Consider the following 25,321-nt stretch of genomic DNA (forward strand, 5'->3'; position numbering starts at 1 on the left):
GCCGCGTACAACCTCTCCCGGGTGCTCAGGCTGGACGGACCGCTGGACGCACCGGCGCTGGACCGGGCACTGCGGACGCTCACCGCGCGGCATCCGGCACTGCGCACCACCTTCCCGGTCCAGGACGGGCGACCGTGGTGCCGGGTGGAACCGGAAGGCCCGCGGCTGCGCGTCATCGATGTGCCGGGGGAGTCGGCGGAGCACCTCGGGGCGCGGTTGCTGGAGATGGTGGAGCGGCCCTTCGACCTGGCCGGGGCCGTGCCGTTCACGGCGACGCTGCTGCGCCGCGACGCGCACACGCATCTGCTGGTGCTGGTCGCGCACCACCTCGTGCTGGACCTGTGGTCCTTCCTGGTGATGCTCGACGAACTGCACACCTGCTACCTCGCGGAGACCACCGGCATCCCGGAGGCGCTCGCCCCGGCGGGCGATCCGCAGGCCACCGCGCTGGCCGACGCCGAGGACTATGCCAACTCCCCGGCGTACGCACGGGACCTCGCGTACTGGCGCGAGACGCTGGCCGGCGCACCGACGGGCCTCGCCCTGCCCACCGTCCGCCCGCACCCGCGCCAACGCGATTTCCACGGCGCCACCGCCGCATTCCGACTGCCGTCGGAGCTGGCCAACGAGGTGCGCGCGCTGGCGAAGCGACGCGACTGCACGCTGTTCACCGTGCTGCTCGCGGCATACCGGGCGCTGCTGCACCGCTGCACCGGCCGGCCGGACCTCGTGCTGGGCACGCTGCTGGCCGGCCGGGACTCCGCCGAACTCGCCGATGCCGTCGGTTACTTCGTCAACCCGGTACCGCTCCGCTCCCGCTGCCCCCGCGGAACCCCGTTCGCGACCCTGCTCACGGACACCGCGGCGCTGCTGAGGCAGGTGCTCACCCACGGCAGGTACCCCTTCCGCCGCCTGGTCACCGACCTCGCCCCGGCCAGGGACACCGGTCGGGCGACGCTGGTGCAGAGCCAGTTCGTCCTCCAGCAGGACAACGGCGCACTGCGGGACGGCACCTTCGCCCTGGCACAGGAGACCGCCGGGCGCGCGGCGTTCGGCGCGGCGACCGCCTCCGCGGTCGAGGTGCCCCGCCGCTGGTCACAGCTCGACCTCAGCCTCAGCATGGCGCTGGTGGGCGGCGAGCTGACCGGCCGCTGGGAGTACCGGACCGGCCTGTTCGACGCGGACGCGGTGGCCGCGTTGTCGAAGCACCTCACCGAGGTGCTGAGGGCCGCCGTGGCGACGCCCGAACGCGCGGTGGACGACATCCCGTTGAGCGAGGACCTCACGGGGGACGCCGGGGCCGGACCGGTGCGACGCCGGCCCGACCCCGGCGGCCTGCACCACCTGGTGGCCGCCGCCGCGGCCGCCCGCCCGGACGCCACCGCCGTCCTCGCAGTCGCGGCGGACGGCACCACCGCGGGGCTGAGCTACGCGGCGCTGCAACGGGCGGCGACCACGGTCGCGGCCGGGCTGCGGGCGGCCGGCGCGGCGCCCGGCGAACCCGTCGCCGTACTGCATCGGCGCGGCCGCGAACTGCCGATCGGCTACCTCGCCGTGCTGAACGCCGGGTGCGCCGTACTGCCGTTGGACCCGGCGGACCCACCGCCCCGGCACGCCGCGATGCTGGCCGACAGCGGTGCCAGGTTCCTGCTGACCGAGGAGCCCTTGTGGCACCGCACCGCGACCCTGCCCGCCCGGGTACTGCTCACCACGGCGCTGCTCGCCGCACGGCCGGAGTGCCCGTATGCGGCGCGCGTCCACCCCGAGCAGCCCGCCTACCTGCTCTACACCTCGGGTTCCACCGGAGCGCCGAAGGGGGTGCTGGTGCCGCACCGCGGCATCGTCAACCGGCTGGCGTGGATGCAGGAGGAGTACCAACTCGGCGTCGGGGAGCGGGTGCTGCACAAGACGTCCGTGGGTTTCGACGTCTCCTGGTGGGAGCTGTGCTGGCCGCTGATCGCCGGCGGCACCGTGGTGCTCGCCGCGCCCGGTGCGCACCGGGACCCGCTGGAACTGGTGCGGCTCATCGAACGGGCCCGGATCACCGCCGTCCATTTCGTGCCGAGCATGTTCGCCCCGTTCCTGTCCGAGGCGGCGCGCACCGCCACCGGGCGCTCGCCGCTGCGCCGGGTGCTGTGCAGCGGCGAGGCGCTGCCGGCCACCGCCAGGGAGCGGTTCTTCGAGCTGTTCGCCGCGCAGTTGCACAACCTCTACGGCCCGACCGAGGCTTCCGTCGACGTCACGGCCTGGCAGTGCGCACCGTCCGACACGGGACCGGTCCCGATCGGGCGGCCGATCAGCAACACCTCGGTCCGGGTGCTCGACGACCGGCTCCGCCCGGTGCCGGTGCCGGCGACCGGCGAGCTGTTCATCGGCGGGGACGGGCTGGCCACCGGCTACCTCCGACGGCCGGAGCAGACCGCGGCGGCGTTCCTGCCCGCTCCTCACGGGGGTCCGGGGAGCCGGATCTACCGCACCGGTGACCGGGCCCGGCGCCGTCCCGACGGCGCGCTCGTCTTCCTCGGCCGGACCGACCAGCAGGTGAAGATCGCCGGAATGCGGGTCGAACTCGGCGAGGTCGCCGAACTGTTGAGGGCGTTGCCCGGCGTGACCGACGCCGTCGCCCTCGTGCGCGACGGCAGACTGACCGGCTATGTCACCGGACCGGACGCCCCGCCCCCCGCCGTGCTGCGCGACCGGCTGCGCCGTTCGGTGCCCGGCCACCTGGTGCCGACGGATCTCGTGGCGGTCGAGGCATTGCCGGTCACCGCGAGCGGCAAGCTGGACCGACGGACCCTACCCGCACCGGAGGAGGACCCCGACCGGGAACGGTCGACCACCCCGGTGCCCACCGTCGAACTCACCCCGACCGAACGGGCCTTGGCGGCCCTGTGGGAGGGGCACCTCGGCGGGACGGGGATCGACGTGCACACCGATTTCTTCACCCTCGGCGGCGACTCGATCCTGGCGATCCGGATCGTCGCTTCGGCGAGGGCGGCGGGATACGGCTTCACCGTCACCGAGCTGCTGGCCCACCCCAGCGTCGCGGAGCTGGCGGCGTATCTCGACTCCCGGCGGGAGACTGCCCCGCAGGAGCCCGAGTCGAGCGGGAAGACGGTGCCACCGTTCGGCCTGTGCCCGGCGCTGGCCGGCCGGCCGGGACTGGCCGACGCCTACCCGGTCTCGATGGCCCAGCAGGCCCTGCTGGTCCACCGGAGCGACGACCCCGGCTACGAGGTGTACGTGACCAGCATCGCGGTGGCGGCCCCCCTCGACCCGGCCGCACTGGAACAGGCCGTCGCCCACACCCTGGCCCAACACCCCTACCTGCGCTCCTACTTCGACCTCACCGGCCGTGCCGAGCCGGTACAACTCGTGCCGCAGACCGTCCCGCGGCCGCCCGTCGAGGTGCTCGACCAGCGCTGCGATCCCGCCCGCGACAAGAGCTTCGGGGCGTGGCTGCTCAGCGAGCGCAAGCGGCACTTCGACCTCGACCGCGGGCCGCTGGTGCGGTTCACCGCGCACGACCACGGCACCGGCTTCCGGCTGACCGTCAGCAGCTTCGCGCTCGACGGCTGGTGCACCGCACTGGTGCTCACCGGGCTGCTCGCCGCGTACCGGGCCGCACTGCGGGGCCGCCCGCCCGCCCCGGCCGTACTCCGCACCGGGTACGCGGACTTCGTCGCACTGGAACGCGCCGCCATCCGCTCACCGGAGCACCGCGCCTTCTGGGCGGCGGAGCTGCGCGGCGCCGCACCCTGCACGCTGCCCCGAGGAACACACCAACGACCGCCGGCACAGGGGCCGGTGTACCAGCAGCGCACCATCGTGGAGCTCGACGACGCGGTGCGGGACGCTCTCATCGGGCTCGCCGCCGAGCTCGGGGTCGGGCTCAAGCACGTCCTGCTCGGCGTGCACCTGCGGATCGTCCGGTTGCTGACCGGCCGCACCGACCTGGTCACCGGCCTGGAGACCAACGGCAGACCCGAACGCCCGGACGGCGACCGGGTGGTCGGCGTGTTCAACAACATCCTGCCGCTGCGCGCCGCGGTCCCGGCCGGGGCGAGCTGGGCGCAGCTGGCGCTCGCGGCCTACGCGGCCGAGACGAGGGTCTCGCCCTATCGGCGCTACCCACTGGTCGCGTTGAACCGGGAGTTCGGCGCGAGCCGGCTGTTCGACACGCTGTTCGTCTTCACCCACTTCCACCTCTACGGCCAACTGTCCGCGCCGGACGACCTCGTGGTATCCGACCTCCAGGCGCCCGACCAGACGTACGTGCCGCTGACCGCCCACTTCAACGTCGACGCGGCGTCCGGCCGGTTGCGCCTGCTGTTGGAGGTCGACCCGGTCGGGGGCGCCGCCGAGCGGGCCGCGGAGATCGCGGACTGGTTTCGTACCGCGCTGGAGGCCGCCGCGCGGGCGCCGCACCGTTCCGCGGCCGGGGACGGCGCGCCGCCCCCCGCGCCCCCGGCCGAACTCCCGCCCCCGCCGGTGACTTCGGTGCTCGCCCTGATCGAGGACGCGGCAGGTCGGTGCGCGGACCGGATCGCGCTGCTCGAAGGCGGCCGGCAGATCAGCTACCGCTCGCTGTGGCAGCGGGCCGGTCGGCTCGCCGGAATGCTCCAGGCACGCTCGGCCGGACCGGAGGCCGTCGTCGGGCTGTGGGCGGACCGCAGCATCGACAGCATCGTCGGCCTGCTGGCCGTCCTCCGCGCCGGAGCGGCCTATCTGCCCCTCGATCCCGAAACCCCACCGCACCAGATCCCCGCACTGCTCGCCGGTGCGGGCGCGGCGCTCCTGGTGCTGCCGCCCGCGACGGCCGCCCCCGCCGGCGTCGACCCGAGCGCGTTGCTGTGCACCGACGCCGTCGGCCGCGGCGCGCCGGCCCGGCTGCGCCGCCCCGACCTGCGCCCGGAACACCTGGTCTGCGTGCTGGCCACCTCGGGCTCCACCGGGCCGCCGAAGCTGGTCGGCGTCCCGCACCAGGGCCTGGCCAACTACCTGCGCTGGTGCCTGCCCGCGTACGGGATCACCGAGCGCACCTGTTCGCCCGTGCACTCCTCCCTGGCCTTCGACCTGAGCGTGACCGCGCTGCTCGCGCCGCTGGCGGCCGGGGGGACGGCGCACCTGGTGCCCGGTACGGACCCGACCCGGCTGGGCGCGGCGCTGGCCGTCGGACGCCACACCCTGCTGAAGGTCACCCCCTCCCACCTGTCCGCGCTGACGGCACAACTGGCCGCGCAGCGGCGCGCACTCAGCGGCATCACCGCGGTGGTCGGCGGCGAGCAGTTGGACGCCGCGCAGGTCGCCGCGGTGCGCGAAGTCGCCCCGGACGCCGTGGTGTTCAACGAGTACGGGCCGACCGAGACCGTCGTCGGCTGCTGCGTCCAGCCGGTGGCGGAGCCCGGTGCCGGACCGGTGCCGATCGGCGGCCCGATCACGGGCACTTCGGCCGTGGTGCTGGTGGACGGCGTGCCCGCCCCGACCGGCGCGCCGGGGGAGCTGGCGATCGGCGGCTTCGGCGTCACCAGGGGCTATCTCGGCCGGCCCGCGGAGACCGCCGGGGTCTTCGTCCCGGACCCGGAGCGCCGCGGCGCACGTCGCTACCGCACCGGAGACGTGGTGCGCCGGCTGGCCGACGGCGCGTTGCTGTTCCACGGGCGCACCGACCGGCAGGTCAAGATCCGCGGCTTCCGGGTGGAGCTCGGCGAGATCGAGCAGGCGCTCGCCGCGCACCCGGCCGTCGCCCGGGCCGCGGTCCTGTTGCGCGCGACGCCGGCCGGCGGCTCGCGGCTGGTCGCCTACTGGTCCCCGGCGCAACGACCGGGTCGCCGCGAACTGCCGTCCGAGGCCCGGCAGTTGCAGGGCTGGCTCGCCGCCCGACTGCCCGGCCGCCTGGTCCCCGTCGAGATCCTGCGCCGTGCCGACCTGCCGCTGACCCGGAACGGCAAGATCGACTACGCGGCGCTGGCCGCGCCACGCGACCGACGCGACCAACTCGTCGAACGGCTGGAGTCACTGACCGAGCAGGAGGCGGCCCTGCTGCTGCGGAAGGCCGGTCGCCCGCCGGGCACCCGGGACGAAGCCGGAGGTAGCGATGTCCGAACCTGATGCGCGCGTGGCACGGCTGTCCGCGACCAAACGGGAGCTGCTGGCCCGGTGGTTGGCCGAGGACGCCGACGACGGCCACGACCCCGCACGGTCGACCGGGCCCCGGACCGAGGCCGAGCGGACCGTCGCCGCGATCTGGCAGGAGGTGCTGGAACTGGACCGCATCGGGATCGACGACGACTACTTCGCCCTGGGCGGGGACTCGGTGCACGCCATCGTGATCGTGGCCAAGCTGGAGCTGGCCGGACTGCGGATCACCGCCCAGGACCTGTTCGACCTGACGACCGTACGGGCCGTCGCGCAGCGGGCGACGCGGGAGGCGCCCGACCCCACACGGCCGCGGCCGCCCGCCCCCGACGCGTACCCGCTCAGCCCGATGCAGGAGGGCATGCTGTACCACTCGGTCGGCGGCAGCAGCCCGGGCGCGTACCTGGTGCAGGTCTGCTGCCTGCTGACCGGACCGCTCGACCCGGCCGCGTTCCGGGCGGCCTGGCAGGCGGTGGTGTCCGCGAACCCGGCACTGCGGGTGTCCTTCGACTGGCGCGAACGGACGCAGGCCCGCCAAGTGGTCGCCCCCGAAGTGGAGTTGACCATCGACCACCTCGACTGGCGGGACCGCGACGAGGCGGACCGGGCCGCCGCCCTGACCGCGCTCCTCGACCGGGACCGCGCGCGCGGCTTCGACCTGGGCAGCGCACCGCTGCTCCGGCTGACCCTGCTCCGCGAGTCCGACACCACGCACCGCTGCGTGTGGACCCACCACCACCTGATCCTCGACGGCTGGTCCCAACAACTGGTCTTCGCCGACTTCCTCGACTGCTACCGGGCCCTGACGGCGGGCGAACGGCCCCAACTGCCGCAGCGGCCGGCCATGTCCGACTACGTGGACTGGACCCGGAGCCGGGACCACGCCGCCGACGAGGGGTTCTGGGCCGAACAGCTCGCCGGGCTGGCGACCGCGACCCGGATCGCGGGACCGGGCTGCGTCAACGGCCAAGTGGTCGCCGCCCGGCGCGGCGAGGTCACGCTGACCGCGTCCCGCACCCTCGCCGCCGAGCTCGACGCGTTCTGCCGCCGCAACGGGCTCACCCCGAGCACCGTGCTCTACGGGGGGTGGGCGCTGCTGCTCGCCGAGTGGTGCGCACGCACGGACGTCGTCTTCGGCGTCACCGTCTCCGGCCGCCCGCCCGGTCTGCCCGGCGCGACCGAGCTGGTCGGCCTGCTCATCAACACGGTGCCGCTCCGGGTGGACTGCGCGCCGGACGGCGAGGTCCTGCCCTGGCTACACGAGTTGCAGCACCGGCTGGCCGGAATGCGGGAGCGCGGCCACGTCCCGCTGAGTCGCATCGCCCGTGGCATCGGGCTGGGTTGGGGCGCCAGCCTGTTCGACACGATCGTGGTGATCGAGAACTTCCCCACCGCCGTGGGCCGGAGCGCCGCGGGCGGACTGCGCGTCGGGGAAGTGCACACCGTGGTCGACGAGGGCTATCCGCTGGTGCTGGAAATCGCGCCGGGCGAAGAACTGCGGCTGCTCGCCCGGCACGATCCGGCCCGGCTCCCCGCCTCCCACGTGCGGGCCATGCTCGCCGCGCTGACGGCCTGCCTCGCCGCCTGCGTCGCGGACCCAACCCAACCGCTGTCCGGTCCGCGCACGGCGCTCACCCGGCAGCGCGAACAGCACCTCGAACGGGAACGCCGGGCCGACCGGGACAGAGCGGGCCGCGACCTGAGGGCGGCACGACGCCGAGCGATCGACGAGGAGCGAGCGTGACACTGGTCGTGGTGACCGGAGCCGGAGGCTTCGTGGGGACGCACCTGGTCCACGCGCTGAAGACCCGCCAACCGTCGGTGCGGGTACGCGGGGTGGACGTGCGGGTGCCCGAGTACGAGCCCAGCAGGGCCGACGAGTTCGTGCTCGCCGATCTTCGCGAGCCCGCCCAGTGCGCGGCGGCGGTGGCCGGTGCGGACCAGGTGTTCGCGCTGGCCGCCAACATGGGCGGTATCGGGTGGACGCACGCGGCCCCGGCCGAGATCCTGCGGGACAACCTGCTGATCTCGGTCAACACCATCGAGGCGTGCCGCAAGGCGGCGGTCGGAACCGTCGTCTACACGTCCTCCGCCTGCGTCTACCCCAACTCCCTCCAGCGCAGGCCCGACAGCGCGCCCCTCCGGGAGAGCCGGGTGTTCCCGGCCGACCCGGACATGGAGTACGGCTGGGAGAAGCTCACCACCGAGATCCTGTGCGACACCTTCCGCCGGACCTACGCCATGGACATCAAGGTCGCCCGGCTGCACGCCATCTACGGCCCGCTGGGCGCCTACTCCGGGCTGCGGGCCAAATCCCTGTCCATGCTGTGCGGCAAGGTGGCCGCCGTGCCGGGCGGTTCCGGCGAGATCGAGGTGTGGGGCGACGGTACCCAGACCAGGTCCTACTGCTACATCGACGACTGCGTCACGGGCCTGCTCCGGCTCGCCGGGTCGACCGTCGACCAACCGGTGAACATCGGCTCCGAGGAGCGGATCAGCATCGCGGAACTGGTCGGCCGGATCTCCGCCCTCGCGGGAAAGGAGATCGTTCCGTGTTACCGGCCCGACAAACCCGTCGGACCGCTGGGCCGCGTCTCCGACAACACCCTGTGCCGGCACCTGCTCGGCTGGCAGCCGCCCACCCCCCTCGACGACGGACTGCGCCGCACCTACCGCTGGATCGAGGAGCAGGTCGCCGCGGCCCGCACCGGAGAGGAGGCCCAGCGGTGACGGCGGACCGGAAGGCGCTCGACGTCGCCCACGACCTCGGCAGGCTGCTCCTGGGACACCACAGCCGCTACCGGGACGGCAGGCTCCAGGACCTGGTCACCGACCTGCTGCGGGACCAACACCACCGGCGCGGCTGGATCGTCGACGCGGTCAACGGCAGCCTGCTGTTCCGGCAGAAGCTGGCCTACGCCCTGCGGCTGGAACCACGCCGGCTGTGGAGCAAGGCGGCGTTCCCCCTGCGTGCCGCGGCGGTCACCACCACACCGCGCCCGCTCTCCCTGCTCTGCCCGACCAGGAACCGCGTGGACAACCTGAACGCGTTCCTGCGCAGCGTCCAGCGGACCGCCGCCGCACCGGGACGGATCGAGGTGCTCTGCTACGTCGACGAGGACGATCCCGCGCTGTCCCAGTACCGCGAGCTGTTCGACCGGGCGCGCTGGCGCTACGGGGCGATCGGCCGGTGCGCCCTGCACGTCGGGCCGCCGATCGGGGTCGCGGCGGCCTGGAACCAACTGGCCGAACACGCCGGCGGCGACTTCCTGTTGATGGCCAACGACGACCAGCTCTACGTGGACTACGGCTGGGACGTCGCGCTGGACCGCCGGGCCGGGGAACTCGCCGAACTGCACGGGGACGACGTGCTGTGCCTCTACTTCGACGCCGCCCAGTACCCGGAGGGCGGCTGCGACTTCCCGATCGTCAGCAGGTCCTGGTACGAGACCCTCGGCTATTTCGTGCCGACGATCTTCCAACAGTGGGAGGTCGAGAAGTGGGTCTTCGACCTCGCCCAACGGCTCGGCAGGCTCTACCCGGTGCCCAAGGTCTTCGTCGAGCACCGGCACTACCAGGACTACAAGGCGCCGTTCGACGACACCTACCAGCGGCACCGCATGACCCGGGGCAAGTCGATCGCCGACCACGCCCTGTTCCTCCGCACCGAGCACCGGCGGGTGGCGGAGGTGGACAAGCTCGCCGCCCGCACAGCGCGCGGCGGGCACGGCGACCGGCGCGCTAAGGAGCCGCCCGAACCACTGGCCGAACCGCTGGCCGGCCGCGCCCGGCGGCACTACCGGGCGCTCATCGACGCGCTGCACGCGGGCGGGCAGCCCCGCGCCGCGGCCGACTGCGCCGAGCTCGCGGTCCGTCAGGGCCTGTGGGCCACGGCACTGCACCGCCCGGCGGAGTTCCACCGGGAGCTGCCGGTGCACACGGACTACGACCCGGCCGACTTCTGGTTCACCGCCCAACTCACGGCCCAACACGAGGCGATCGTAAGGGAGTTGCGCGCCGCACCGGACGGTGGTCGACTGCGCCCGGAAGGCGGCCAGGGGGCCGGGACCGCCCGCATCGAGCTGTACCGCGACGGCACCTGGACCCCGCCGGCCGAGGCGCTGCCGGTCCTGCGCGGCGTCCTGGACAAGATCCCCGAAGCGCTGCTGTTCCCCGGGGCGACCGTCGAGCTGCTGCTCCACCACCCCCCGACCCGCGAACCGGCGAGCTGCGGACCGAGCAACGCGTATCTACGGGTCGAGTTCGGCCTGATCGTCGCGGCCGGCAGCGGGATCAGAGTCGGGGAGCGGACCGGGACCTGGCCGAGCGGCGGCTGCCTGATCTTCGACGACGGCCTCGAACGGCAGCGCTGGCACCAAGGCCACGGCCCGAACGCCGTGCTCGCCTTCCGCGTCCCGCACCCGGACCGGTGAGCGGCATGTGCGGCATCATCGGGATCTTCGCCCGCGACGCGGGACTGTCGACGGACGCGGCGACCGCGGCGATGACGGTGCTGCGCCCGAGGGGCCCCGACGGCTCCGGGGTCTGGTGCTCGTCGGACGGGCGGGCGGTGCTGGGGCACACCCGGCTCGCCGTGGTCGACCCGGAGGGCAGCGCCCAGCCGCTCGGCGACGAGCCGAGCCGGACCCGGCTCGTCGCCAACGGTGAGTTCTACGACTACCAGCGCATCCGCACCGAGTTGGCCGGCACCGGACACCCCTGCCGCACCCGGGGCGACAGCGAGATCGCGCTGCGGCTCTACCTCAGGGACGGCCACCGGGCCCTGCGGACACTGCGGGGCGAGTTCGCCTTCGCGCTGTGGGACGGCCGCCGGAAGGAACTGTTCGCGGCGCGCGACCGGTTCGGCGTCAAGCCGCTCTACTACGCCGAACACGGCGGCAGGCTCTACCTCGCCTCCGAGATCAAGGCCCTCCTCGCCTGCGGCCTCGCGGCCCGTTGGGACCTGACGGCCTATGCCGCCCACCTCCAGATGGCCCTCCCACCGGACCGGACGCTGTTCGCCGGCATCCGCCAAGTACCGCCCGGCTGCTATCTGTTGGCCGGCGAGGACGGGGTCACCCTCCACCGGTACTGGGACCTCGACTATCCGACGGCCGAAGAGCTGACCGCGGCCGAGCACGACGCGCCGACCGCGCTCACCGGGCATCTGGCGCAGGTGCGGTCCGGGCTGGACGAGGCCGTGCGGCTGCGGACGATCGCCGACGTCCCGTTGGCCTGCCACCTCAGCGGGGGTGTGGACTCCTCGGCGGTGGTCGCCAGCGCCGCCGACCACCGCGCGCTCACCACGTTCACCGTCGCCTTCGCCGACACCGCGCTCGACGAGAGCCCGGTCGCGGCACGGACCGCCGCCCGGCTCGGCGTGCCCAACCACCGGATCGAGCTCACCCCCGCGGACTTCGCCGAGAACCTGGCCGCCACGCTCCGGGCCGGCGAAATGGTGCAGGAGAACGCGCACGGCGTCGCCAGATACCTGCACAGCGCGGCGATCAGCGCCCACGGCTTCAAGGCCGCGCTGGCGGGGGAGGGCGGGGACGAACTGTTCGCCGGGTACCCGCAGTTCCAACAGGACCTCGCGCTGAGCCGGTCCCCGGAGGCCGGGGACCGAGCCCGCGCCGGGTACCGCAAGCTGGTCGAGTTCGGCGCTCCGCCGCACCTGCGCAGCGCGCTCGACCGGCTCGGCTTCCTGCCGAGCTGGCTCACCCAACGGCACTTCGCCGTACTGGCACCGTCGCGCGCCCTGCTGCGCCCGGAGTTCGCCGAGGTGCTGGCCGGCACGGACGCCTGCACACCCCTGCTGGACCAGTCCCGCCACCAACTGGCCGGGCGCGCTCCGCTGCACCAGTCGCTGTACCTGTTCGCCAAGAGCTGGCTGCCCAACTACATCCTGGGCGCCGAACGGCTGGACGCCGCGCACGGCGTCGAGGTCAGGCTGCCGTTCTTCGACCACCACCTGTTCGCCACCGCCCGGACCGCGCCGCTGTCCTGGTACACCCGCGCGGACACCACCAAGTACGTCCTGCGCGCCGCGGTCCACGACCGGTTGCCCGAGGAGGTGCGTGCGGGCGGAAAACGCGGCTTCTTCGCCCCGCCGCTCGTCCGCGACGACGGGCTACTGGCGACGGTACGGGAGCTGTGCGCGGGGCCGGCCCTGCGGGACAACCCCTTCTACCACCCGGCGGCGGTGCGCCGGCTGCTCGACGCACTCCTGGCCCGCCCGGTCGACCAACGGGCCGGCAGCGAACGCCTGGTGCAGCTCGTGGTGGCGACGAGCGTGCTCACCGCCGAGTTCGGCATGACCGCCGGCGAGGTGACCGGATGACGAAGGGGGGACGGCCATGACGGAACCGGCACTGGAGTCGATCCTCGCCGGGCTGGCGGAGACGGAGGCGGCGGAGCTGCGACGGCGGATCGCCGCGCTGTCCCCCCAAGCCCGGGCAGTGTTCGAGCGGACCCTCTCCGAGGGTCCGGCCACGGCCGCCCCGGCGCCCGCGGCCGAGACGGTCCGGCCCTCCTTCGGCCAGGAACGGATGTGGCTGCTCAACGAACTGGCGCCGGCCGCCTACACCTACGCCACCGCGGTCCGGCTGCGCGGCCCGCTCAACCCGGTCGCCCTGCGGTCGGCACTCAACGCCGTCGTCCGACGCCAGGAGGCCCTGCGCACCAGCCTGTACCAGGCCGAGGACGGGACCCTGGTGTGCTCGGTCGCCACCAGGGCCACGGTGCCGCTCCTGCTGGTCGACCTCTCCCACCCGGCCGGAACCGACGACCGGGACGCGCGACTCGACGCACTGCTGCGGACACAGGTCCGCCGCCCCTTCGACCTGCGCCACGGACCGCTGCTGCGCACGGTGCTGTTCCGGCTGGGCCCCGCAGACCACCTCGTCCTGCTCACCCTCCACCACGCGGTCACCGACGGCTGGTCCAACGGCGTGCTGGCCCAGGCCCTTTCGGACTGCTACCAGGACCTCACCGCAGGGCAGCCGGTCCGCCTGCCGTTCCCCGCGCTCGGCTACCACGACTACGCCGCCTGGCAACGCACCCGGCTCACCGGACCGGAAGCCGCCGAGCTGACCGGCTTCTGGCGCGACCGGCTCGCCGACCTGCCCTACACCGAGCTGCCGTTGGACCATCCGCGACCGGCCACCGGGCGCGGCACCGGCGCCAACCACAGCCTCCTGATCGGTCCGGAGCTGGCCGACCGCCTGGACGCACTGCGACGGGAAACCGGCGGCTCCCTGTTCCTGCTGGTGCTGACCGCCCTGTCGGTGGTGCTGCACGGGTGGACAGGGCAGCGCGACCTCGTCGTCGGCACCCTCGTCTCCGGCCGCACCAGGCCGGAGTTCGACCGGCTCATCGGCTACTTCGTCAATGTCGTGCCGCTGCGGCTGCGGATCGAGGACGGGCAGGGCTTCCACGAACTCTGGGCGGCGACGCGCACATCCACCCTGGAGAGCCTCGCCCACCAGGAAATGCCCTACGAGCACCTGCTGGAGCTACACCGGGCCGACGGCGGGGGCGACACCCCGATCAGGGTGCTGTGCGTCGCCCAACAGGCCCATCCGACCCTGGAGTTGCCGGGTCTGGCGGCCGAACAGCCGGACATCGAGCTGGGGTCGGCGCAGTTCGACCTGCTGGTCGAGATCTGGGAACAGGCCAACGGGATCAGGATCTCCTGCCAGTACGACCTGGACCTGTTCACCGCACCCACCATCGCGCTCCTCGCCGAGCAACTGCACGCCGTGCTGGCCGGCTGCGCACACCACCCCGACCGGACCGCCGCCCAACTGCTGGCCCCACCGGTCGCCGTCCAGCCCGCACCTCCGCCGGCCGCCGGGCGGACCGACAGCGTGCCCGCGGCCTTCGAACGCCGGGTCGACCACGCCCCGGACGCGGTCGCGGTGGTCGACGGCGGGCGCGCGGTCACCTACCGCGCACTGGACCACAGGGCCAACCAACTGGCCAGCAAGCTGCGGGCACGGGGAGTGGCGGACGGCGACCGGGTCGCCTGCTGCCTGCCCCGCTCCCTGGACTCGGTGCTCGCCGTGCTCGGGGTGCTCAAGGCCGGGGCCGCCTATGTGGCGTTGGACCCGGACCAGCCCGCCCAACGGCTCGCCGAGATCGCCGCCGACGCCCGGCCCCGGTGCGTACTCACCACCACCGCACTGCTGCCCCGCTGCGCCACGATGGACAGTCCCCTGATCGCGGTCGACGACCCCGGCGACCCGGTCGACGGGTTCCCGGCACACCGCCCGAACCGCCCCGTCCACCGGGAGTCGGTCGCCTACCTGATCTACACCTCCGGTTCGACCGGCCCGCCCAAGGGCGTCCTCGGCACCCACCGCGGGGTGCTCAACCGGGTGCGGTGGATGCGGCGGACCCACCCCGCCACCGGCGCGGAAGCCTGGGCGGCCAGGACGTCCCCCGGCTTCGTCGACGCGGTGGCGGAGACCTTCGGCCCGCTGCTGTCCGGCGTGCCGCTGGTATTGCTCGGAGCCCAGGACACCGCCGACCCCGAGCGGTTGGTCGGCAGGCTCCGCACGCACCGGGTGACCCGGCTCGTGGTGGTGCCGACCCTGCTGCGCATCCTGCTCGACGACCAACCGGACCTGTACCTACCGGACCTGCACACCTGGGTCAGCAGCGGCGAAGCGCTCGGCGCCGACCTGGCCGAACGGTTCCACCGGCGCCTGCCCGGCCGCCGGCTGCTCAACCTCTACGGTTGCGCCGAGGTCGCCGCGGACGCCACCGCGTTCGAGGTGCGCCCCGGCGGCAATCCGGCGGCGATCCCGATCGGCCGGGCCATCGACGGTGTGGCCACCCGAGAACTGACCCCGGCCGGCCTGCCCGCGCCGACGCTGGGGTTCGGCGAACTCCACGTCGGCGGGGCCGGGTTGGCCCTCGGCTACCACGGGCGCCCCCAGGAGACCGCCGACCGGTTCGGACCGGTGCCCGGCGGCAGGCCGGGGCAACGCTGGTTCCGTACGGGCGACGCGGTGCGCCGCCGCGCCGACGGGAACCTGGAGTACCTCGGCAGGCTGGACTCCCAAGTGCAGATCCGGGGCCACCGGGTCGAGCCGGCCGAGGTCGAACGCGCCCTCCTGCGGCACCCCGGAATCCGCGCCGCCGCGGTCGTCACCCGCCCCGACGGCATCGGCGAGCCCCTGCTCGCCGCGTACGCCGTCGCCGCCGACCAGGAGCGGCCGCCGCACGACGTGACCGGATTCCTGCGCAACCGGCTTCCCGCCTACGCCGTGCCGGCCACCGTGGAGCTGATCGCGGAACTGCCGCTGAACGCCAGCGGCAAGGTCGATCGACGACGACTGCGCGCGCTGCGGCCGCACCCGGCACCGGCGGCGGAGCGGTGGACCGGACCGGACACCGGGCCGACCGAGGCCGTCGTGCTGGACGTCTTCGCCGCGTTGCTGCCGGCCCGCCGGCCCGGCCCGGCCGACGACTTCTTCCTGCTGGGCGGCAATTCGCTGCTCGCGGCGCGGGTCGCGGCGGTACTGCGCGAGCGGCTCGGCACCCCGGTGGGGTTGCGCGACCTCGTCGCGGCGCCGACGGCCCGCGCCCTGGCCGCCCGGCTCGACGCGGCGGCCGGACAGCAGGACGCACCGGAGGTCTCGGGGCGGCCGACCCCCGACCCGGCGGCGCAGTACGCCCCGTTCCCGCTGACCGACATCCAACGGGCCTACCTCGTCGGCCGGGACGCAGACCTGGTCCTCGGACGCGTCTCCACCCACGCCTACCTGGAACTGACCGCGACCGGACTGGACCTCGACCGCTTCCAGGCCGCACTGCGGGCGGTGATCGACCGTCATCCGATGCTGCGCGCCGTGCTGGCGGACAACGGCACGCAGCGGGTGCTGGACCCGGTGCCCCCCTACCGCATCGCCGTCCAGGACCTGCGACGGGAGACCGCGCCGGACCGGACCGCGCGACTGGCGGCCTGGCGGACCGAACTCTCCCACCAGTTGCTCCCCGCCGACCGGTGGCCGCTGTTCGACGTCCGGGCCTCCCTGCTGCCCGACGGGGACACCCTGGTGCACCTCAGCATCGACGCCCTCATCTGCGACGCCCACAGCTTCGGGCTGGTGATGACCGAACTGACCGACCGCTACACCGGCCGGCAGCGCGGGTACCCGCCGCTGGAACTGACCTTCCGGGACTATGTGCTGGCCGCCGAACGCCGCCGCGCGCAGCCGGAGTACCACGATGCCCGGACGTACTGGCGCAACCGCCTCGCCGACCTGCCGGAGGGCCCCGAACTGCCCCTGGCCACCGCGCCGGAGAGCATCGGCGCACCGCACTTCGTCCGCCGTTCCGGGACGCTGGACCGGGCGGACTGGACAGCGCTCAAGGCGCGGGCCGCCGAGTTCGGCCTGACGCCGTCCGCCGTCCTCCTGGCCGCCTTCGCCGAGATCGTGACCCGATGGAGCCGGCGCCCGCACTACAGCCTGATGCTCACCGTGTTCCAGCGGGAACCGGTACACCCCGAAGTCGACCTGATCGTCGGCGACTTCACGTCGTTGTCCGTGCTCGAAGTCGACCACCGCACCACAGCGCCCTTCGCGGACCGCGCCGGCGCGCTGCACCGGCTGCTCTGGGCCGACCTGGACCACGCCCGGTTCAGCGGGGTCCAGGTGATGCGGGAATGGGCCCGGCAACGGGGCCGCCCACCGCAACTGCTGACCCCGGTGGTGTTCACCTCGAACCTGCCGCTGGCCACCGCCTCCGACGCGGCGCAGGCCGAACCCGCCCCGCTGGGCGAACTCGGCTACGGCATCACCCAGACCCCGCAGGTGCATCTGGACCACCAGGTCGCCGAGCGCGACGGCGACCTCGTCTTCAACTGGGACGCGGTCGACGAACTGTTCCACCCCGGCGTGCTGGACGGGATGTTCGACGCCTACCGCCGACTCCTGGCCGACCTCGTGGCCGACCCCGCCCACTGGACCGGCCGACCGGAACCCTGGCTCCCCACCGCGCAGCAGGCCGTCAGGTCGGCGCTCACGGCCGCCGACACCACCGCCCCCCGACCGCACTGTCTGCATGAACCGGTGTTCGCCCACGCGGCGGCACGGCCCGCGGACCTCGCGCTGATCGACGGCGAGATCAGGATGACCTACCGGGAGTTGGCCGAACGGGCCCGCCGGGTCGCCAACACCCTGCTGGCCACCGGCGACCGCCCCCACGCGCTGGTCGGCATCGCCACCGACAAGGGCTGGCAACAGGTGGTCGCCGCGCTCGGCGTGCTGGCGGCCGGGATGGCCTTCCTGCCGCTGGACCCCGAACTGCCCGACGCCCGCCTGCGGCACCTGATGGCGCGTGGCGAACTGCGGACCGTGCTCACCCAACGGGCGCTGGCGGACCGGCTGCCGCGCCCGGCCGGAGTACGGGCGCTCGCCGTCGACCGGCCGACCGACCTCGACCGCTCGGACGGTCCGCCACGAGTGCACACCGACCCCGCCGACCTGGCCTACGTCGTCTTCACCTCCGGCTCGACCGGAACGCCCAAGGGCGTGATGATCGACCACCGCGGCGCGGCGAACACCATCGACGCGGTCAACCGGCGGTTCGAAGTCGGCCGCCACGACCGCGTCCTGGCGGTCTCCTCCCTCAGCTTCGACCTCGCCGTCTACGACCTCTTCGGCCTGCTGTCCGCCGGGGGCACGGTCGTCCTGCCCGCGCCGGACAAGCGGCGCGATCCGGCGCACTGGGCCGAGTTGGTCGCCCGGGAACGGGTCACGCTCTGGAACTCGGTGCCCGCGCTGGCGGAGGTCCTGGCCGAGTACGCCGGAAAGCTGGCGCCGACCGCGCTCGGCACGCTGCGCCTGGTACTGCTCAGCGGCGACTGGATCCCGGTCGCCCTGCCCGACCGGCTCCGCGAACTGGCCCCCGGAGCCCGGCTGATGAGCCTCGGCGGTGCGACGGAGGGGTCCATCTGGTCGGTCTGGTACCCCATCGGCGAGGTCGACCCGTCCTGGCGCAGCATCCCTTACGGCGTGCCCATGGCCCACCAGTCGATCCGGGTGCTCGACGACCGGTTGCGACCGCGCCCCGACTGGGTGGCCGGCGAGCTGTACATCGGCGGTGCCGGCGTCGCGCTGGGGTACTGGCGCGACGAGGAACAGACCCGGTACCGGTTCCCGCACGACCCGGTGACCGGCGAGCGCCTGTACCGGACCGGTGACCTGGCCCGCCATCTGCCCGACGGGAACCTGGAGTTCCTCGGCCGGGAGGACGGCCAGGTGAAGATCAACGGCTTCCGGGTCGAGCTCGGCGAGGTCGAGTCGGCGCTGCAACGGCTTCCGGGGGTGCGGGCGGCCGCCGTGATCGCGGTCGGGGAACCGGGGACGGAACGGCGACTGGTCGCCTTCTTCGTCGCCGAGCCCGACTCCCACCAGGAACCCGCCGCGCTGCGGACCCGGCTCGGTGCGGTGCTGCCCGGGTACCTGGTTCCCACCGCGTTCCACCCACTCGACCGGATCCCGCTGACCGGCAACGGCAAGGTCGACCGCGCCGCGCTGCACGCACAACTGCCGGCCAGGGAAGGGCGGATGAGGCGGATGCGGGCCGCGGTGGACCCCCGGCGTCACGACCGGCTGCTGACCGAACTGGCCGACATCTGGACGGAACTCCTCGCCGTGCCGAGAGTGCGGCCGCAGGACAGCTTCTTCGCGCTCGGCGGCACCTCACTGGAGGCCATCCGGCTGATCGCCGCACTCCAGCAGGAATGGGGCGTGCGCATCCAGCTCGCCAGGCTGTTCACCAACCCGACGCTCGCGGCGCTGGCCGAGGCCGTGGCGGAGGCGCGGGCGGACAGCGGCCCCGAGCCGGGCCCGCCGGCCGCGCTGACGGCCCAACCGGAAGCGCGGAGCGAGCCGTTCCCCCTCACCGACATCCAGCAGGCGTACTGGCTCGGCCGCCGGGCCGGCTTCGGGCTCGGCGGTGTCGCCACTCACAGCTACCTGGAACTCGACGTCGACGACCTCGACGTCCCCCGGCTCGAACGCGCCCTCCGCCTGCTGATCCAGCGGCACGACGCACTGCGGACCGTCGTCCGGCGCGACGGCCGTCAGCAGGTCCTGGCCACCGTCCCCACCTACCGGCTCGACGCACCGGATCTGCGCGACCTGTCACCCGACGCCGCGGCACACCGGCTCGCCGAGCTCCGCAGCACCCTGTCCCACCAGGTCAGGCCGCCCGAGGAGTGGCCGCTGTTCGAGCTGCGCGCCAGCCGTCTCGACGCCACCACCACCCGACTGCACATCAGCGTCGACCTGCTGATCGCCGACGCGCACAGCACCCGCATCCTCACCGGTGAGCTGCTCACCCTCTACCACGACCCGGCGGCCGAACTGCCCCCGCTCGGCTGCACTTTCCGCGACTACGTGCTGGCGGTCGAGGGGCTCAAGAGCGGTCCCCGCCACCGCCGGGCGCAGCGCTACTGGGCCGACCGGCTCGCCGAACTGCCGCCCGCCCCCGGCCTGCCACTGCTGCGGCGGCCGACCGAGCTGACCGGCGCCACGTTCCACCGCCTGCACACCGAACTCGCCCCGGCGGCCTGGCAGGCGGTGCGCACCTGGTCGGCCGCGGCCGACCTCACCCCGTCCGCGACGCTGTGCGCCGCGTTCTGCGAGGTGCTCGCGGCCTGGAGCGACAGCCCGCGGTTCACCCTCAACGTCACCACCTTCAACCGGCTGCCGCTCCATCCGGACGTGGACGCCCTGGTCGGCGACTTCACGGCCACGACACTGCTGGCCGTCGACGGCTCCGGCGAATCCTCGTTCCCGGCGAGGGCGAAACGCCTCCAGGACCAGCTCTGGCGGGACCTGGACCACCGCACCGTCACCGGGGTGGAGGTGCTGCGCATGCTGCGCGGCAAGGACCCGCGCCGGCGCGACGACTCGGCGATGCCCGTGGTGTTCACCAGCACCCTCCTCTCGGACGGCGCGCTGCCGGCCGCGCAGGTGCCCGCCTGGCGGGCCCGGACGGTGTACGCGGTGAGCCAGACCCCCCAGGTGCTGCTCGACCACCAGGTCGGCGAGCAGGCCGGAAGGCTCGTCTGCACCTGGGACTTCGTCGCCGCGGCGTTCCCGCCCGGCCTGGTGCAGAGCATGTTCAACGCGTTCGAGACGGTACTCGCGAACCTCGCGGCGGCAGCCGTGGAATCTGGAGGCGACCCAGCATGAGCATGGTCGGGGAAGGCTTCTCGGTGCTTCCCGCCGAGCAGCGGACACTGCTGCTGCGCATGAACGAGGTGACCGGGCCGATCCCGCCGGGCACCGTGGACCAGGCGGTCGCGGCACTGGCGGCCGAACGGGGCGACGCGCTCGCCGCGCTCGGCCCCGGCCACCGGCGGACCAGGGCCGCGCTGCTCGCCGCCGCCGACGGCGTCGCCGCGGCACTGGGCCGGCAGGCGGTGCGGGCGGGGGACCGGGTGGCCCTGTGCGTCGAGCCGGGCGCCGACCAACTGACCGGCCTGCTCGGCATCCTGCGCGCGGGCGCGGTACCGGTGCCCGTGGACCCCGGCCGACCACAGCTCTCCCGCTGGCGGCAGCTCGACCGCGGCGGGATCTCGGCGTGCGTCTCGCAGTCCTGGTTGCTGGACCGGCTGAGCTGGCCGGAGGGGACCGCCACGACGGCGCTCGACCGGGTGCCGGCGGCGGCTCCCGCCGACCCGCCGCCCCGCGACCAGCGGGACCCCGCGGTGGTACTCCCCGACGGCGACGCCGGGGCGGCGATGAGCCACCGGGAACTGCTCAACATGACGGCCGATCTTGGCGACCGGTTCGGGCTCGGACCGGACGACCGGATCCTGGCCCTCACCCCGATCGCCTCCGGGCCGGGAATCAGGGAGAGTTGCCTCGGTCTGCTCACCGGCGCCGCGCTGGTCTTCGGCGAGGACATCGACCTGCGGGAGCCCACCGCCTGGCTCGATCTGCTGGCCCGGGAGCGGATCACCGTGTGGAACTCCACGCCGACCCTGCTGGAACTGCTGCTCACCCAGGTGGAGCGCCGGGGCGAGCGGCTGCCCGAGCCGCTGCGGCTGGTACTGCTGGGCGGGGAGCTGCTGACCGGTGCCCTGCTCGGGCGCCTGCGCCAACTCTCCGGCCCGGAGCTCGTCGTCGCCAACCTCTCCGCCGCCGAGGAGCACGGCGCCTGGGTCGCCTGCTGCCAACTCTCCGACGCGGAAGCGGAGATGGCCGCGGCGCCGATCGGCGGTCCGCTGCGCAACCAACGCCTCCACGTGCTGGCCGACAACGGCGGGATCTGCCCGCTCTGGGTCACCGGGCAGGTGCACTACGGCGGCCTGGCCGCGGACTGCGCGCGGCACCGGTCCGCCACCGCCACCGACAGGTGGCCCGCCCATCCGGAGTCCGGCGAACGCCTGCTGCCCACCGCCTCGTTCGGCCGGGTGCTCCCGACGGGCACGGTGGAGACCGTCGGACACGCCTCGGCACAGCTCCTCGTGCACGGCAGGCGACTCCATCTGCACGACACGGAAGTGGCGCTGGCCTCGACGGACGGGGTGCGGGCCGCCGCGGTGGTCACGGTGGCCGGCGAGAGCGCGCTCGGCTTCGTCCGGCTCGCGCCCGGGACGAGCCGCACCGGACAGGACCTGCTCGACCACCTGCGCCGCAAGGTCTCTCCGTACCTGCTGCCCAGCAGGATCGAGATCCTGGACGCCTTCCCCCTCACCCCCGACGGCAGGGTGGACCGCGACCGGCTCGCCACGATCGGAGAGACGACGCCCGCACCCGTCGCCGACCGGCCACCGGTGGCGGCGGACGACCGGGCACTGCTGGCCTCGGCCACCGAAATCGCCTGCCGGGTCCTCGCGTTGGACGAGATCGACCCGGAGACGAACCTGATCGACCTGGGCGCCACGTCGGTGGAGCTGGTGCGGCTGGCCACCGTGATCGAGGAGGAGCTGGGGATCGACGTCGCGGTCGAGGAACTGCTGCGGTTCCCCTCGATCGCGGTGCTGGTCGGCCCGCATCTCACCACGGACGCCGCACCGTCCGCGCGCGAGCCGGACGCCGAACCATCCGCCGACGAAGCCGACGAAGGGGAATTGCTCGTCGACCTGGTGGCGCGCCAGGCGTTCAAGGACACCCACCGCGGCATCCGACAGGAGTACGACGAGGTCGCCGGGACCGCCCTCGGCGGCGCGGCGGATCCACGGATCACCGGGCGCCGCAGCCACCGGCGGTTCGCGCCCGCCCCCGTCGCCTTCGCCGCACTCGCGGCCCTGCTCGGCGCCGTGCGCCGGAGCCAGTACGAGGGAGAGGCCAAGTACTGGTACCCCTCGGCCGGCAGCGCCTACCCACTGGGCGTCTACGTCGACGTCGCACCGGGCCGGGTGACGGACCTGGACGCGGGAACCTACTACCTCCACCCCGCCCGCGCCGAACTCGTTCCCGTCCACACCGGCCACCGCGTGCCGGCCACCGCACACGCCGAGATCAATCAGCCGGCGCTGCACCAGTCGGCGTTCGTCCTCTACCTGATTGCCAGAATGGACGCCATCACCCCGCTCTACGGCGAACTGGCCTGGGACTTCTCGGTGTTCGAGGCGGGAGCGATGACCCAGCTCCTGATGATGGTCGCGGCGGACACCGGCCTCGGCCTCTGCCCGATCGGCACGCTGGACCCCGACGCGCTGCGCGCACCGCTACGGCTCCGTCCCCACGACCGGTTCGTGCACGCCCTGCTCGGCGGCACCCCGGACGTCAGCGCCGACCGGCCGGGCCGCCGTCGGACCCCCGACCCCGTCGACCGGCCGGGCCGCACCGCGCGGCAGGAAGGCCCACGGACATGACGGCGGGCACCGGCGGTCCCCGACCCGGTCAGCGGCGCCGGGTGTCCTCCCACCCTAAGGACTGGGTGCGGGCGGTCGGACCACCGGCCGGTGCGACCCTGCCGCTGCGGGTGCTCGCCGGGGAACCGGGCGTCGACCTGGCACATTGGGCCGCCCACTCGACGCAGCGGGTGCGCACCTGGCTGGACGAGCACGGCGCGGTGCTCTTCCGGGGCTTCGGTGTCGACCTGGAGCGCTTCGGCACGGCGCTGCGCGCACTGGCCGGCGACCCGAGCCCCTACCTGGAACGGTCCTCGCCGCGGACCGAACTCGGCGACCGGGTCTACACCGCCACCGACCACCCCGCCGACCAGCCGATCGCGATGCACCACGAGAACTCCTACCAACGGGAGTTCCCGCAGTGCCTGGTGTTCTGCTGCCTGCGCCCGGCGGCGACCGGCGGCGCAACCCCGCTGGCGGACGCCAGAAGGGTGCTCGGCCGGATCCGGCCCGACGTGCGCGCCGAATTCGCCGAGCGCGGGGTGCGCTACGTCCGCAACTTCGGGACCGGTCTGGGAGTGGGCTGGCGCGAGGCGTTCCAGACCGACCAGCGCGCACGGGTCGAACGGCACTGCCGGGAACGGGACATCGAGGTCGAATGGGTCGGCGGCGACCGCCTGCGGACCGTCCAGGTGCGGCCCGCCCTCGCCGTGCACCCCGGCACCGGTGCCCGGGTGTGGTTCAACCACGCGGTCTTCTTCCACGTCAGCAGCCTGCCGGCGGAGGTCCGCGCGGCGGTCCGGGCCCAGTTCGCCGAGGCGGACCTGCCGGTCAACTCCTACTACGGAGACGGCGAACCGATCCCGGACGGGGTGCTCGATCACCTCCGGGCGGCCTATGCGGCCGAGCGGACCGCGGTGCCGTGGCAGGCCGGCGACCTGCTCCTGGTGGACAACCTGCTGGCCGCGCACGGCCGGGAACCCTACACCGGCGACCGCCTGGTAGCGGTCGCCATGACCGGTCCACTGTCCTGGGACGCGGCGCGGGCCGAGGTGGTCCGATGAGGGCACGACGGCCCGAGCGCATCCCCCCGTCCCTCGGCGCGCTCCTGGAAACCGGGACGGGACGGCACGTCCGGGCACTCCAGACGGACGGCGAGCTGGACACCGACCGACTGGCCGCCGCGGTGCGCACGGTGGCCGCCGCGCCGCCGTTCGCCGGCTTCGCCCCCGACCTGCGCCGGCACGCCGCGGACGCTCTCGGGCCGGGCGATCCCGCGACCTGCTGCGTGGCGCTGCTCAGGGCCGAGCGCGACCGTCCGGTGGACCGCGACGGCGGACCGCCGAACCGGTTCCACTGGGTGCCCCTCGCCGAACGCCGGCACGTACTCGGCCTGGTCGCGCCGCGGGACGCGCTCGACGCGCGCTCCCTGTACATGGCGCTCGGGGCGGTGCTCCAGGCGTACTTCGGCCGGTTCCGGGCCGCGGCCTACCGTGACCCCACCGAGCTGGCCGGCTTCGACCCGGTCGGCAGACCCACCGCGGACGAGGCCCGACGGCGCTGGTGGAGCAGGGAGTTCCCGCGCTACGCGACCCCCGTGCACGACCCCCGGTCGACCCACCGCCGGGTACTCCACACCGCGCGCCTGCGCATCGACGCGCAGCGCTGGGCGACGCTGACCGGCGGCAGCGGCCCCCTGGGCGCCAGCGGCTCGCTCGCGGTCGTCGCCCTGCTGGCCTGGTGCCTGCGCGCACAGGGCAGGCCGAGCACCGGCTTCTGCTGCGAGTTCGACCTGCGGGACCGCTACGAACTCGGCCAGGTCCTCGGCCCGTTCACCGACCGACTGGCCTTCCGCGTCGACCTCGACGGCCTGCACAGCCCGGCCTTCTCCGAGGTCATGCGGCGGACCCAAGCGGGCTTCCTGGACTCGGTGGTGCACTACCTGCCCTACCCGCGCCTACTGGACCACGGCGTGCGCACCGGTGCGCTGCGCACGCCGCACACCGCCGCGCTCTGGGACGTCACCGTGCACTTCTGCCGGAACCCGCCGCGCAGCGCCCGCACCAAGAACGAGCGGGCACCGGCCGGCGGCCCCTCGGTCGAGCTCTTCAGGGAGGCCGAACTGCTCAGCCACGCGGGCCAATCGGGCGCCGCGCCGACCGACGGCGCGTTGCTCGACGTCCACATCGGCGAACTCGACGACGACATGGTGCTCGTCCTCGACTACGTCCAGCCCGACTTCACCGCAGCCGCCGCGGTCCAACTGCTCGACCAGCTCGGATGGTTGATCGACCGGGTCAGCACCGACCCGGCGGCACCACTGCCGGTCCCCAGCCAACGATGAGGAGCACCGCC

General features: G+C 74.0%; 9 protein-coding genes (1 of these 9 running past the window's edge). All 9 read left to right on the forward strand.

Annotation, left to right across the window (positions count from 1 at the left end; all coding sequences use genetic code 11):
• Tightly spaced (at most 16 nt apart), the 9 genes in view from PV796_RS39855 to PV796_RS39895 form a layout consistent with a single transcriptional unit that may run on beyond the window.
• On the forward strand, positions 1-6,111 hold the 3' portion of the coding sequence (locus PV796_RS39855; RefSeq protein ID WP_274918761.1) for a non-ribosomal peptide synthetase. It extends 2,097 nt beyond the left edge of the window; the window shows 6,111 of its 8,208 coding nt (coding positions 2,098-8,208); its start codon lies beyond the left edge, outside the window; it ends in the stop codon at positions 6,109-6,111.
• On the forward strand, positions 6,098-7,882 hold the full coding sequence (locus tag PV796_RS39860; RefSeq protein WP_274918762.1) for a condensation domain-containing protein: 1,785 nt from the start codon (positions 6,098-6,100) through the stop codon (positions 7,880-7,882). Before PV796_RS39855 ends, PV796_RS39860 begins: the two co-directional genes overlap by 14 nt.
• Positions 7,879-8,868 carry an NAD-dependent epimerase/dehydratase family protein gene (locus PV796_RS39865; protein ID WP_274918763.1) on the forward strand — a complete coding sequence of 330 codons (990 nt, stop codon included), beginning with the start codon at positions 7,879-7,881 and terminating at the stop codon, positions 8,866-8,868. The genes PV796_RS39860 and PV796_RS39865 overlap by 4 nt, the downstream gene beginning before the upstream one ends.
• Positions 8,865-10,571 carry an aspartyl/asparaginyl beta-hydroxylase domain-containing protein gene (locus tag PV796_RS39870; RefSeq protein WP_274918764.1) on the forward strand — a complete coding sequence of 569 codons (1,707 nt, stop codon included), beginning with the start codon at positions 8,865-8,867 and terminating at the stop codon, positions 10,569-10,571. Before PV796_RS39865 ends, PV796_RS39870 begins: the two co-directional genes overlap by 4 nt.
• Positions 10,572-10,576: 5 nt before the next feature.
• A complete protein-coding gene (asnB, locus tag PV796_RS39875) occupies positions 10,577-12,478 on the forward strand; it encodes an asparagine synthase (glutamine-hydrolyzing) (RefSeq protein ID WP_274918765.1) in 1,902 nt (633 codons plus the stop codon).
• A 16-nt stretch (positions 12,479-12,494) separates the two neighbouring features.
• Positions 12,495-20,354 carry a non-ribosomal peptide synthetase gene (locus PV796_RS39880; RefSeq protein ID WP_274918766.1) on the forward strand — a complete coding sequence of 2,620 codons (7,860 nt, stop codon included), beginning with the start codon at positions 12,495-12,497 and terminating at the stop codon, positions 20,352-20,354.
• Positions 20,351-22,987, forward strand: coding sequence for an AMP-binding protein (locus PV796_RS39885; protein ID WP_274918767.1), 2,637 nt, complete (start codon positions 20,351-20,353; stop codon positions 22,985-22,987). Before PV796_RS39880 ends, PV796_RS39885 begins: the two co-directional genes overlap by 4 nt.
• Positions 22,984-24,030: a TauD/TfdA family dioxygenase gene (locus PV796_RS39890; RefSeq protein ID WP_274918769.1), complete on the forward strand. Its 1,047-nt coding sequence runs from the start codon at positions 22,984-22,986 to the stop codon at positions 24,028-24,030. Before PV796_RS39885 ends, PV796_RS39890 begins: the two co-directional genes overlap by 4 nt.
• On the forward strand, positions 24,027-25,310 hold the full coding sequence (locus tag PV796_RS39895; protein ID WP_274918770.1) for a hypothetical protein: 1,284 nt from the start codon (positions 24,027-24,029) through the stop codon (positions 25,308-25,310). Before PV796_RS39890 ends, PV796_RS39895 begins: the two co-directional genes overlap by 4 nt.
• Positions 25,311-25,321 lie beyond the last annotated feature (11 nt).

The sequence above is a fragment of the Streptomyces sp. WZ-12 genome, from assembly GCF_028898845.1.
Lineage (GTDB): Bacteria > Actinomycetota > Actinomycetes > Streptomycetales > Streptomycetaceae > Streptomyces.